This window comes from Shewanella sp. 2_MG-2023, assembly GCF_030548905.1.
Lineage (GTDB): Bacteria > Pseudomonadota > Gammaproteobacteria > Enterobacterales > Shewanellaceae > Shewanella > Shewanella electrodiphila.
In genome coordinates, this window is sequence record NZ_JAUOSO010000012.1 from 124459 (window position 1) to 137149 (window position 12691).

Consider the following 12691-nt stretch of genomic DNA (forward strand, 5'->3'; position numbering starts at 1 on the left):
GTGGCTAGACCCTAGGACAACGAAAAGTTAAAGCAAGTGAAAAACTGAATAAAAACAGCAAGAATAAGTCAATATTGTTTAGGTTTCTCTACTATTTAAATTACGAAAATGGTTTAACAAATATCGGATGTCCTTTTTATCTACAAATAGTGTTGAATATATAACCAACTAGAAATGAATCTTGTTTCATCTCACTATGTTTATTGCAACGGATGGTTATAATGCATGCAATAATCACTAATAAATCATGGGTCCTTGCAATGTCGAATCAAGAACACACCACTCAACAAAATGTTGATCATCAAGAAATCGAAAAATTTGCCAATATGGCTGAGTCTTGGTGGGATCCAAATGGTGACTTTAAACCTTTACATTTGCTGAACCCATTGCGATTAAATTATATCGACCAAACCTGTGGTGGTTTGTTTGGTAAAACAGTCGTTGATATTGGTTGCGGTGGTGGCATTTTGTCTGAAAGCATGGCAAAAATAGGCGCGAAAGTGACTGGGCTTGATATGGGTGAAGCCCAAATAGAAGTGGCAAAGCTGCATGCATTAGAAACAGGCGTGACAGTGGATTACGACACAATGACAGCTGAAGAGCATGCTGGTGCAAACCCTGCTAAATACGATGTTGTCACTTGTATGGAGATGCTTGAGCACGTCCCTGACCCATTATCTGTGATTCAAGCCTGTTGTGACATGGTAAAACCTGAAGGTTATGTGTTCTTCTCAACCATTAACCGCAATATGATGTCTTATATACAAGCCATTGTAGGTGCTGAATATGTATTAAAAATGCTGCCAGTCGGCACACACGATCACAGTAAGTTTATTAAACCATCTGAGTTAATAAATTTAGTGGATAAAACAGATTTAATTTGTCGTGATGCCCTAGGCATTACCCATAACCCATTATCGGGTGTATATAAGTACACTAATAAAGTTGACGTTAATTATATGATTGCCACTCAAAAAGTGGCTGACTAATTAATAGTTTTCATGGGTAGCATCAAATACGGTGCTGCCAGAGGCAAAATGCTTCGTTGGTAGAATTAGCTTTGACAAAGAGTGCTAATCCGTTTTGCTCATTGATAAAGTGTCGATTACGTATCTAAGGGATGTATGAATTCGATTAAAGCAGTGTTGTTTGATTTAGATGGTACTCTTGCTGATACCGCCCCAGATTTGATTCATGCATTAAATTTAAGCCTACAAGAACGCGGCATTGAGTCTAAAAGCGTTGATGAATTACGTTACTCAGCTTCTCATGGAAGTTTGGCACTGGTTAAAGCCGGAGTGCCACACCTTGATGAAGCATCTCAATTTGAAATTCAACAATCCTTATTGGCCTACTACAAACTAGTCAATGGTGAGAAAGCGAAATTATTTCAAGGGTTCGAAGCCTTCCTCACTTTATTAGATAGTCATAATATCCCATTTGGGATCGTAACTAATAAGCAAGCTAAGTTTACTCGCCCTCTAGTCTGTGCTTTAGGGCTGACTAAAAGGGCCAAAACGGTAATTAGCGGTGACTCAACTCAATATCCAAAACCACATACTGCGCCAATGCTATTAGCCGCTCAACAAATTGACTGTCTACCAGAGCAGATCTTATACCTTGGTGACGCTGAGCGTGACTTAGTCGCGGCAGAAAAAGCAGGTATGATTGGTGGGACGGCATTGTGGGGCTATTTGTCTGAATCTGATACACCGTCACAATGGCCAAGCCAACTTGAATTCGAATCAGTTCCTGCACTCCAGCAATACTTTCTAAATACTGTTCTCTAAACATTCTTCTCTAAAACTAGGGGGCTATTTAATTCGCTTACCGTATTTAAGACTATTTTTGACAGTGTTTTAATGAATTAAATAATACCAGTTTGGCTTAGCAAAACCTTTCTATAAAGATCAAACTATTTTTTCAACAAAACAATTGATCGCTGAATATTGTAGCGATCAAACCGAACTCGTTCTTCGTTCAAAATTTAACCTAACCTAATTATTCAAAGCGTAATTTGCGTTAGCAGGTTAGCTTTTACTAACTTGTTTCACTATACATAAGATATCCACAAGTTATTCAGTAAAATCTTGCTTGCAAAAGTACGCCAACCTCACTATCTTGTATGTATCAAATTTAAAAACACCATATCTTGTGTATGACATCACCACGAGACACTAGCTTAAAAAGCTCAGTATCTCGCTGTATCACTAGTATTTTTGTAAATTTAATGTTGTAAATGCTTTTGGATGATCGACTTACAAGGGAACGTAATGTGATTTATTGGCGATCGTAAGCAGTACGGTTAAACAAGATCCAAATAATAAATTACACCAATAAATATAGAACCAAGGTCTCTTTTTAATGAACAGCAATATGACAGTCACTAAACGTAGTGGCGAGCGCGAAACAATCGATTTAGACAAAATTCATCGCGTTATCGAATGGGCAGCAAAAGGACTGAATAACGTATCAGTCTCTGAAGTAGAATTACGATCACACCTGCAGTTTTTTGATGGTATTCCAACTGAAGCTATTCATGAAACTATTATTAAAGCCGCTGCGGATTTAATTTCTCCAGAATCGCCAGATTATCAATTTCTTGCTGCACGCTTAGCTGTTTTCCATCTTCGTAAAAAAGCCTTTGGCCAATTTGAGCCTCCAAAGTTAGTCGACCAAGTTAACCGTTTAGTAGAAATCGGTAAATACGATAAGCACATCGTTGAAGACTACACAGCTGAAGAATTAACCATTCTTGACGGCTATATGGATCATTGGCGTGATATGAACTTTTCATATGCTGCAGTTAAGCAGTTAGAAGGTAAGTATCTAGTACAAAACCGTGTGACTAACGAAATATACGAGAGTGCCCAGTTCCTTTATATTTTGGTCGCTGCATGTTTATTCGCTAAGTATCCAAAAGAAACCCGCCTTGACTACATCAAGCGCTTTTATGATGCGGTTTCTACTTTTAAGATTTCATTACCTACGCCGATTATGGCTGGTGTACGTACGCCGACTCGTCAGTTCAGCTCTTGTGTATTAATTGAATGTGATGACAGCTTAGATTCAATCAATGCTACAGCCTCTTCAATCGTTAAATACGTTAGCCAACGTGCTGGTATTGGTATTAACGCTGGGCGTATTCGTGCATTAGGAAGCCCAATTCGTGGTGGAGAAGCATTCCACACTGGTTGCTTACCATTTTACAAATATTTCCAAACAGCCGTTAAGTCATGTTCTCAAGGCGGTGTCCGTGGCGGTGCAGCAACCTTGTTCTACCCAATTTGGCATCTAGAAGTTGAATCTCTGCTGGTACTGAAAAATAACCGTGGTGTTGACGATAACCGTGTTCGTCACCTTGATTATGGTGTGCAATTAAACAAGCTGATGTATCAGCGTTTAATTAAGTCACAAAACATCAGCTTATTCAGCCCATCTGATGTCCCTGGTTTGTACGATGCATTCTTTGCTGACCAAGTTGAGTTTGAACGCCTTTATTTGCAGTATGAAGCTGACACTAGCATTCGTCGTAAAGAGATTAAAGCAGTTGAATTATTTTCACTAATGATGCAAGAACGTGCTTCCACTGGCCGTATCTACATTCAAAATGTTGACCATTGTAATACCCACAGCCCGTTTGATCCGAAAGTTGCACCAATCAAACAATCTAACCTTTGTTTAGAAATTGCCTTGCCAACTAAGCCAATGAAAAACATTGAAGATCCAAATGGTGAAATTGCCCTTTGTACTCTTTCAGCGCTAAACCTTGGCGCAATCAATGATTTATCAGAGCTAGAGCCTTTAGCTGATTTAGCCGTTCGTGCTTTGGATAACTTACTCGATTACCAAGATTACCCAATTATCTCTGCGCAACTTGGTTCAATGAATCGTCGTACGCTAGGTATAGGTGTAATTAACTTTGCAAATTACTTAGCAAAGAATGGCATGAAATATTCTGATGGCTCAGGTAACAACTTGACTCACAAAACCTTTGAAGCAATTCAATTCTACTTATTGAAAGCGTCAATGAACTTAGCCAAAGAGCAAGGTGCATGTCCGTTATTTAACGAAACGACTTATGCAGAAGGTATCTTGCCAATTGATACTTACAAACGTGACTTAGACAAAATCTGTGATGAACCATTACACATGGATTGGGAAGGATTACGTAGCGACATTAAAGAGTACGGTTTACGTAACTCAACGTTGTCAGCATTGATGCCTTCAGAAACCTCTTCGCAGATTTCTAACGCGACCAACGGTATTGAACCACCACGTGGATTAATCAGCGTTAAAGCAAGTAAAGACGGTCAGTTAAAGCAAGTAGTACCAGATTTTGATGAGCTTAAGCATCAGTACGAATTGCTTTGGAATATGCCGAACAATAACGGTTATTTAGAATTAGTCGGGATTATGCAGAAGTTTATCGACCAAGCAATTTCCGCCAACACTAACTACGACCCTACTCGCTTTGACGGTCAAAAAGTACCAATGCAAACCTTGCTTAAAGATTTGCTTACAGCCTACAAGTTAGGGGTAAAAACCCTTTACTATCACAACACTCGTGATGGTGCATCAGACAACTTAGACGACATTACTGTAGTCGAAAAAGAAGATGACGATTGTGCCGGCGGCGCTTGTAAAATTTAATCAATAATTAGCATATAATTGCGGGGGCTTTCCCCGCTTTTTTGGGATATATAAATGGCTTACTCTACTTTTTGTCAAACACCGAACAATCCAATGAACGAACCAATGTTCATGGGCCAATCAGTTAATGTTGCGCGTTACGATCAACAAAAATATGAAGTTTTTGAAAAGTTAATTGAAAAGCAATTATCTTTTTTCTGGCGCCCAGAAGAAGTAGATGTAAGTAAAGATAAAATCGATTATCAAAGTTTGCCTGAGCATGAAAAGCACATTTTCATCTCAAACCTTAAATACCAAACGTTACTTGATTCTATTCAAGGCCGTTCACCAAACGTTGCCCTTTTGCCGTTAGTGTCGTTACCTGAATTAGAAACTTGGATTGAAACTTGGTCATTCTCAGAAACCATTCACTCACGTTCGTATACCCATATTATTCGTAACATCGTTAACGATCCTTCGGTTGTATTTGACGATATCGTTGTGAACGAAGAAATTCTGAAACGTGCTGGTGATATTGCTCAGTACTATGATGACCTCATTGAGTTAACTCAAGTATTCAATCTGCATGGTGAAGGCACGCACACCATTAATGGTAAAGAGATAGCTGTTAGCTCTCGTATCCTTAAAAAATCACTTTACCTGTGCATGATGTCAGTCAACGCTTTAGAAGCGATTCGTTTCTATGTCAGTTTTGCCTGTTCATTTGCTTTCGCGGAACGTAAGTTGATGGAAGGTAATGCTAAGATTATTCGCTTAATTGCTCGCGATGAAGCATTGCACTTAAATAGTACGCAGCACATAGTGAATATCATGCAAGGTGGTAAAGATGATCCTGAAATGGGCGAAATCGCTAAAGAATGTCACGATCAAGCCTACGATATTTTTTATAAAGCGGCTGAACAAGAAAAAGAATGGGCACAATACCTATTCAAAGATGGTTCAATGATTGGCTTAAATGAACAAATTTTATGTCAGTATGTTGAGTACATAACCAACCAACGTATGAAAGCTGTTAACTTACCGCAACCCTACCCAGAGCAAACTAATCCACTACCTTGGATGAAAAACTGGTTAGAAAGTGACGCTGTTCAAGTAGCGCCGCAGGAAGTTGAAGTTTCATCATACTTAGTGGGACAGATTGACTCTGCAGTCGACAGTGATGAGTTCTCTGATTTTGACCTATAAGCACAATTTTAAAAAAGCGCCCATTGTCAGTTTAAATGGCGAACCAGTGTTGCTGTTCAACCAGCAGCAACACACACTACTTGAAGTATTAGAAACTAAAAAAGTAAATATTTTCTCTGAATGTAGAAATGGGTTTTGTGGCGCTTGTAAAACCAAGGTCAACAAAGGTAGCGTTCGTTACCTTACTAAGCCACTGATTGAGCTAAAACAAGATGAATGCTTACCTTGTTGCTGCGTACCTGATACAAATCTAGATCTAGATTTGACCACAGATGAGCCCAGTAACTTATATGTTCAACATAACAAGTCTGTGGTTTTCTTAGATTAAGCTAAGGTGAGTTGTCTCAAAAAAGCACTAACCTTTGGCTTTCTTTGCCTCATTAAACATTTTATCAACTTCACCAAACATCCAATTCATAATATTACCCGCCCCTTTATCGCGACGCTTTACCAATCCCATTTCAATCAATAACGAATCTGGAATGTGATAACAACTCAATTCTTTAATTTCACCAGAATACCAAGACGAGTCAGCAATGTGCTCAGGCACTAGCGCCCAACCTAAACCTCTTATGACCAAAGACGTAATATAGTAATAGCTATCAACATGCCAACAGTTTGCCGAAATGGGCTTACTCTGGGTTTGTAAATCACATATAACCAACTGTCGATACTGATTCAGTTCAGCGATATTGGGAGTCGCAACATTTGCTAGCGGATGATTTACCGAAACAATCAAAGATTGATGAAAACTGTCTATGCTAAAAAACTCAAGTCGCTCACAGAGTTGTTCATTGCGAAACAAAATACCTAAATCTGCTTTGCCATCATCAACCCATTGAGCAATGTCATCTCTTGAACCATTCAAAATAGTCAGTTTTAACAAAGGGAATGTATTGGCCGTTTTATCAAAAAAAGCTTCAAATGTAGAAATTGGTACAGCTTCGTCAATAGCAATAGTCAATGCAAGCTCATCCTCTGTTTGCACTGTCATTGCACGTGAATTTAATCGTTCACATTGTGCTAGTACTGCTTTCGCTTCGATGAACATCTGTTCGCCTTGCTCGGTAAGTACTGGCATACGCCCTGTTCTATCGAAGAGTTTAAAACCTAAATCTATTTCTAAATTGGCTACCGCAGTACTTACGCGAGACTGCGCTTTACCTAATGAACGCGCAGCAGAGGAAAATGATCCCATATTCGCCGCTGCAACAAATGCTTGTAACTGTTCTATAGACCAGTTCATGTTGACTCCCGCTAAAATACTATCCGAAAATCGGATAGATACTAACTTTATTCTATCTTATAAATAGCCATAATGGACAACATTAAGTCTGTAAATTTATTTGAGTGTGTAGAATGTCTAACCTTATTTCAAAACCATCAAGTTTGACGGTCAGCCAGCATTTCTGGAAATATGCCATCCCTTCTATTGCTGCTATGCTCGTCAGCGGCTTATATCAGATTATTGATGGCATTTTTGTTGGTCACTATGTGGGTTTTGAAGGTTTAGCTGGGATCAACATGGCTTGGCCAGTAATCTGCTGTATCGCCGGTGTTGGAATGATGATTGGCATGGGCGGTGGTAGTTTATTATCCATCAGCCGTGGCGAAAATAAACCCGAAGACGGACAGCGTGTATTAAATAATGCCATCGCACTAATTGTGTTGTTAAGTATTGCTGCTGCCGTATTCATTCAACTATGGGGTGAATCGTTATTATTGTTACAGTCAGCTAGCGGCGCTAACTACACCATGGCAATGGACTATATAGAAGTATTTGCTTATGGTGCATTCTTTACTGCAGCGGCAACAGCTTTACCGCTATTAGTACGAAACGATGAAAACCCAGGTCTTGCCACAAAGCTTTTAATCGTTGGTGCCACGCTAAATATTGCATTAGATTATTTGTTAATTGCCGTCTATCCATTGGGCTTAAAGGGCGCAGCGATTGCGACATTAGTGTCACAAGCGGTAGTGGTGGTACTCGGTTTCAGTTACTTTTTCTCATCAAAAGCCAATACAAAAGCCAAACTTAATCTAAGTTCTATTTGCTTTTCTCAAATGAAACATATCATTGTGCTCGGTAGCTCCAGTTTGTTTATGTTTTTATACTTCAGTTTTATTATTGCATTGCACAACTATTTATTCATGAAGTTCGGCTCTGCTGTACATGTTGCCGCTTTTGCCATCGTAGGATACGTGGCTACCACCTTCTTTTTACTAGCTGAAGGTATTGCAAGCGGTATGCAACCACCTGTGAGTTACTACTACGGCGCAAAAGAAGTCAGCAATATCAAAGCGACGGTAAAACTCGCTGTTAAAGTCATTATGGTATTAGCCGTATCAACAGTGACTTTTATCAATGTACTCCCTGAGTTTGTTATCGGTTTTTTTAGCAGTCAAGACCAAGCTTTAATGACTGAAACCTTGATAGGGATGAGATTACATTTATTTGCTTTGGTGTTAGATGGACTTATTTTTATCGCTACCATGTATTTTATGGCAGTTAACCAAGGCGGTCGTTCATTAACGATTTCATTGGGTAATATGTTAATTCAAATACCCTTTCTATTAATGCTACCTTATTTACTTGGGGTTAATGGCATTTGGTTATCAGTGCCCTTATCTAATATCGCTTTGTGTATTATTTTGTCACCATTAATTTTCAGTGAGATTAAACGGATCAATCAATTAGGTGAGCAGCCAACAAAGAGGGATTTGCATACTTTCAGTGAACTTAACGCCTCTTAATCGATGCATGGATGAATATTGCTCCGCAGTTAATGCTCATTACAACTTGATAAAATAAACTCGCCATATATATACATCCATTATGTGGCGAGTGTAGATTCAGCATTGTCATAACCCTTCAAAATCCTTCATAACCTGCCATGAAAAATAGTTGTATTTAATCCGCTCGTCTTCAGCTCAAAATACCTGCTGTTTACAAGCTTAAGTACTAAGCAAAAAGTTATTAGCAATCAGCTAATATTCATCTTTGGCATACAATTTTACACTTTTAGTGTTCAATAACTTCGACTTATGTTAGTTAGTTGTTAATATCCACTGGCGTAAAATAAGATTAAATCATTATCTAAAATGGATTAAAACAACAATAAATAGGGACAATCATGATTAAAAAATCATTGAAATGGTTAGGACTTGGCACGTTAGGTGTTGCCACTATTGGTGCGAGTTTCGCTGCCCATGAGTGGTATGCCGATAAACCATTTATGTTTAGATCTTATCTAGATCGCCAAATGGTTAAGATGGCTTTTAAAGATCCTGAAGGGTTAACCTCTCTTGGATTTCTCGAGTCAGTTGGTATAAAAGGACATAATGCTCACCTTGATGATGTCGATCCATCTAACAGCAAAGCCATGTTTGATGAAATGAAAAGCTTTCGTGATGGCTTGCATCAATATGAAGATAATAATTTAGATGAAAATCAGCTTATATCGAAACAAATAGCCCTATATTTGACAGGTCTTATCGATGATTTCGACAAGTTTCAGTATCACACCTATCCGGCAAATCAAATGTTTGGCATTCAAAGTGGCTTCCCAAGTTTTATGGAGTCATCACATCAAGTGGCCACAGTTGAAGATGCCGAAAACTATCTTTCAAGAATGGGTGAACTAAACCGCAAATTTTCACAATACCTATTAGCACTTCAAGAGCGTGAAGATCGCAATATCATTCCGCCACGCTTTGTGATTCAGCGAGTGCTTGATGAAATGCATGGTTTTGTTGCAACACCTGCAAATGAAAATATTCTTTATACTTCGCTTGTAACAAAATTTGATGCGACTGAAGAAATATCAGACGCTGAAAAAGCTAGACTACTTGCGCAAACAGAGCAAGCGATTATAGATTCAATATATCCCGCCTATGATTTATTCATCAATTATTTTGAAGCATTAAAACCCAAGGCTGGCACTGACGATGGATATTGGCATTTACCTCAAGGCGAGCAAGCCTATGCGTTAGCTTTAAAGCTATTTACTACAACAGATTACACCCCTGATTATATTCATGAATTGGGTTTAACCGAAGTCGCGCGTATCCAAGCAGAAATGTTAGTTTTATTTGAGCAAGAAGGCATTGATACCAGTGATGGCTACCTTGCAGCAATGAACACGTTTTCTGATAAACCAGAATATTATTATGAAGACAGTGATGAAGGTAGAGCTCAAATCCTCGTCGACTACCAAACCATACTGGATGAAATTAATGACGGTCTAGATGACAGTTTTAACATTCGCCCAAAAGCTGGCATGGAAGTGGTTAGAATACCTGAGTTTAAAGAAAAAACAGCACCAGGAGCTTATTATCAAGGCCCCTCATTAGATGGCAGTCGCCCAGGGCGTTTCTTTGCAAATCTATATGATATAAAGACCTCACCTAAATATGCGATGCGTACATTAGCCTACCATGAGGGCATTCCAGGACATCACTTTCAAGTATCTATTGCTATGGAACTTGAAGGTATGCCTTTGTTGCGCAGATTTGCTCCTTTTACAGCTTACTCAGAAGGTTGGGCATTATATGCTGAGCGTTTAGCTTATGAGCAAGGTTTTCAAAACACACCAGCAGATAACATAGGCCGCTTAACAGATGAGTTATTACGTGCCGTTCGCCTTGTCGTCGATACTGGCTTGCATCACAAACGCTGGACTCGAGAAGAGTCGATAGCATACATGAGCGCTAATACTGGCCGTGCGGAGCGTGATGTCATATCAGAAATTGAACGCTATATTGTCATGCCAGGCCAAGCGACATCTTACAAAGTTGGCATGATGAAAATTCTAGAGCTGCGACAAAAAGCTCAAGATAAACTCCAGGATAAATATGATATACGTGAGTTTCATGATGCGGTGCTGAAAAATGGTGCAATGCCTTTAGATTTATTGGAAACAGTCATTGATCAATATATAGAACAAAGGCTACAACAAGCTTAGAACTCGTTAAAATATAACAATAAAATAAAAGAGAGGACTGCAAATGCAGTCCTTTCTTTGTTTTAAGGTTCTGTACTGAATGTCTTAGCCGTAAGTGTAGCTAGCACCTAATCCTAATGGGAATCCAATTGACCAATAAATTAATAACCACGCACTCCAAATCGACAGTAGCGCCAAGCTAAATGGTAGCATCATTGAAATGAGCGTACCTATCCCAATCCCCTTCACATAGCGTTGACAATAAACAACAACTAATGGGAAGTAAGGCATTAACGGGGTAATAATGTTGGAGCTTGAATCACCAATACGGTAAGCCGCTTGAGATAAATCAGGGCTGATATTAAGTTGCATCAACATAGGCACGAGCACTGGACCAATCAACGCCCATTTAGCAGATGAAGAACCCACAAACAAGTTAACGAAGCCCACTAGTAAGATCATACCTACCACAGTCACTTCTGCAGGTAGGTTTAAGGCTTTAAGCCCACCAGCGCCTTCAACGGCAATTAATGCGCCTAAGTTCGATGCTGAAAATGCTGCTACAAACTGTGCACAGAAAAATGCCATCACAATATAGTGAGACATACCACTCATTGACTTAGACATGGCTTGTACAACATCTGCTGAAGTTTTGAAGCTTCCAGTCATGTAACCATAAACTAAACCCGGCAACATAAAGAAGATAAAGATTAGCGGAACAATCGATTGCATTAGCGGTGCGCTAAAACTGGTAAGTGATCCATTAGCATCTCGTAATGTCGACGTTTCTGGAATGGCGAGTGAAAAGAAACCTATAATTGCAGCTAACATCACAGCCGAAGCAATCCTAAAAGCTTTCATTTCTTTCGCACTAGCTTGATCCATCTTGGGTAAGTCAACTTCATCACGGTTAACTTTATGAGATTTATTCAATCTAGGCTCTAAGATTTTATCGGTTAAATACCAAATAACTAACGTAATAGGAATACAAGAAGACGCAGCAAAAAACCAGTTATTCAGAGGGTTTACTTGGATATCAGGGTCGACAATTTGCGCTGCTGACTGAGTAAAACTTTGCAATAATGGGTCGATACCTGATGGGATAAAGTTGGCACAAAATCCACCTGAAACGCCCGCAAACGCTGCCGCAATACCCGCTAATGGATGGCGGCCAACCGTAAAGAAAATAACCCCTGCTAAAGGAATAACCACTACATAACCTGCATCTGTAGCAGTATGAGATATAATCCCCACAAGTACGACAGCTGGCGTCAGGAACTTAGCGGGTGTAACTTTTAGCATTTGCTTTAATGCAGTATTAATAAAGCCAGATTGCTCAGCAATACCCACACCCAGCATGGCAACTAACACAACACCTAATGGCGCAAATGCGGTAAAAGTAGTTACCATTGAGGTTAAAAAATGGGTTAACGCATCTGCGCTCAATAAGTTATTCACTTCAATAGGACTGTTTGTACGAGGATCTATCGCTTCAAAACTCACGCCTGAAAGCAGCGCTGAAATCCCCCACACAGCAAACATCAAAATTAAAAACAACATCGCTGGATCAGGTAATTTATTACCCACTCGCTCAATACCATCTAAAGCTCTACCTAAAAAGCCAGGCGCTTTTTCTGCAGATTCACTTTTTATTGTCATCACTTCCTACCTTGTCAGTTTTCGGCAAATCTCTATGCCAATGATATAATTATCATTACACAGAAAACCCACTCGAATCTGCTTAATATATTTTTTAGCCTTCAAGAATAAGCAATCAATCTGTAATTAAACTTAAATTCAAACTTAAGTAGTACATTAAGCAAGCAGTTAATTACACTTTTAATGGTTACTTAGAATAACAATCTTAATTAATGACTTTTCACGGTGTAGCAAACGTTCTGTCATCTAAG

At 39.1% G+C, this 12691-nt stretch carries 9 protein-coding genes; 7 read left to right on the forward strand and 2 right to left on the reverse strand.

Annotated elements, in window-relative coordinates; genetic code table 11:
* The first annotated feature begins 260 nt into the window (after positions 1 to 260).
* From ubiG to yfaE, 5 genes are all read left to right on the forward strand, one after another.
* On the forward strand, positions 261 to 989 hold the full coding sequence (ubiG, locus tag Q4600_RS13355) for a bifunctional 2-polyprenyl-6-hydroxyphenol methylase/3-demethylubiquinol 3-O-methyltransferase UbiG (RefSeq protein WP_102527403.1): 729 nt from the start codon (positions 261 to 263) through the stop codon (positions 987 to 989).
* A 135-nt stretch (positions 990 to 1124) separates the two neighbouring features.
* Positions 1125 to 1790: an HAD family hydrolase gene (locus Q4600_RS13360; protein ID WP_303516870.1), complete on the forward strand. Its 666-nt coding sequence runs from the start codon at positions 1125 to 1127 to the stop codon at positions 1788 to 1790.
* Between the two features lie 574 nt (positions 1791 to 2364).
* On the forward strand, positions 2365 to 4653 hold the full coding sequence (gene nrdA, locus Q4600_RS13365) for a class 1a ribonucleoside-diphosphate reductase subunit alpha (RefSeq protein WP_102527379.1): 2289 nt from the start codon (positions 2365 to 2367) through the stop codon (positions 4651 to 4653).
* A gap of 54 nt (positions 4654 to 4707) precedes the next feature.
* Entirely contained in the window at positions 4708 to 5838 is a 1131-nt protein-coding gene (gene nrdB / locus Q4600_RS13370) for a class Ia ribonucleoside-diphosphate reductase subunit beta (RefSeq protein ID WP_102527380.1), read from the forward strand.
* The gene (yfaE, locus tag Q4600_RS13375) at positions 5813 to 6166 is read left to right on the forward strand and encodes a class I ribonucleotide reductase maintenance protein YfaE (protein ID WP_102527381.1); all 354 of its coding nucleotides are present in this window, start codon (positions 5813 to 5815) and stop codon (positions 6164 to 6166) included. The genes nrdB and yfaE overlap by 26 nt, the downstream gene beginning before the upstream one ends.
* Before the next feature lie 27 nt (positions 6167 to 6193).
* Here yfaE and Q4600_RS13380 read toward each other — a convergent pair whose 3' ends face one another.
* Positions 6194 to 7084: a LysR family transcriptional regulator gene (locus Q4600_RS13380; protein ID WP_102527382.1), complete on the reverse strand. Its 891-nt coding sequence runs from the start codon at positions 7082 to 7084 to the stop codon at positions 6194 to 6196.
* 113 nt (positions 7085 to 7197) lie between these two features.
* Here Q4600_RS13380 and Q4600_RS13385 point away from each other — a divergent pair, with 113 nt between their 5' ends.
* Together Q4600_RS13385 and Q4600_RS13390 are read left to right on the forward strand one after the other, a co-directional pair.
* Positions 7198 to 8592 (forward strand): MATE family efflux transporter, encoded by a 1395-nt coding sequence (locus Q4600_RS13385; RefSeq protein ID WP_303516874.1) that lies wholly within the window; start codon positions 7198 to 7200, stop codon positions 8590 to 8592.
* 380 nt (positions 8593 to 8972) lie between these two features.
* The gene (locus Q4600_RS13390) at positions 8973 to 10802 is read left to right on the forward strand and encodes a DUF885 family protein (protein WP_303516876.1); all 1830 of its coding nucleotides are present in this window, start codon (positions 8973 to 8975) and stop codon (positions 10800 to 10802) included.
* Between the two features lie 84 nt (positions 10803 to 10886).
* On the opposite strand, the gene Q4600_RS13395 is transcribed toward Q4600_RS13390, so the two are convergent.
* Positions 10887 to 12440: an AbgT family transporter gene (locus Q4600_RS13395; RefSeq protein WP_229368752.1), complete on the reverse strand. Its 1554-nt coding sequence runs from the start codon at positions 12438 to 12440 to the stop codon at positions 10887 to 10889.
* Between the last annotated feature and the right edge of the window lie 251 nt (positions 12441 to 12691).

Coding starts and splice junctions, on each gene's coding strand:
- nrdA (WP_102527379.1), top strand. CDS start 2,365: ATGAACAGCAATATGACAGTCACTAAACGTAGTGGCGAGCGCGAAACA.
- yfaE (WP_102527381.1), top strand. CDS start 5,813: ATGAGTTCTCTGATTTTGACCTATAAGCACAATTTTAAAAAAGCGCCC.
- Q4600_RS13390 (WP_303516876.1), top strand. CDS start 8,973: ATGATTAAAAAATCATTGAAATGGTTAGGACTTGGCACGTTAGGTGTT.
- ubiG (WP_102527403.1), top strand. CDS start 261: ATGTCGAATCAAGAACACACCACTCAACAAAATGTTGATCATCAAGAA.
- Q4600_RS13380 (WP_102527382.1), bottom strand. CDS start 7,084: ATGAACTGGTCTATAGAACAGTTACAAGCATTTGTTGCAGCGGCGAAT.
- Q4600_RS13360 (WP_303516870.1), top strand. CDS start 1,125: ATGAATTCGATTAAAGCAGTGTTGTTTGATTTAGATGGTACTCTTGCT.
- nrdB (WP_102527380.1), top strand. CDS start 4,708: ATGGCTTACTCTACTTTTTGTCAAACACCGAACAATCCAATGAACGAA.
- Q4600_RS13385 (WP_303516874.1), top strand. CDS start 7,198: ATGTCTAACCTTATTTCAAAACCATCAAGTTTGACGGTCAGCCAGCAT.
- Q4600_RS13395 (WP_229368752.1), bottom strand. CDS start 12,440: ATGACAATAAAAAGTGAATCTGCAGAAAAAGCGCCTGGCTTTTTAGGT.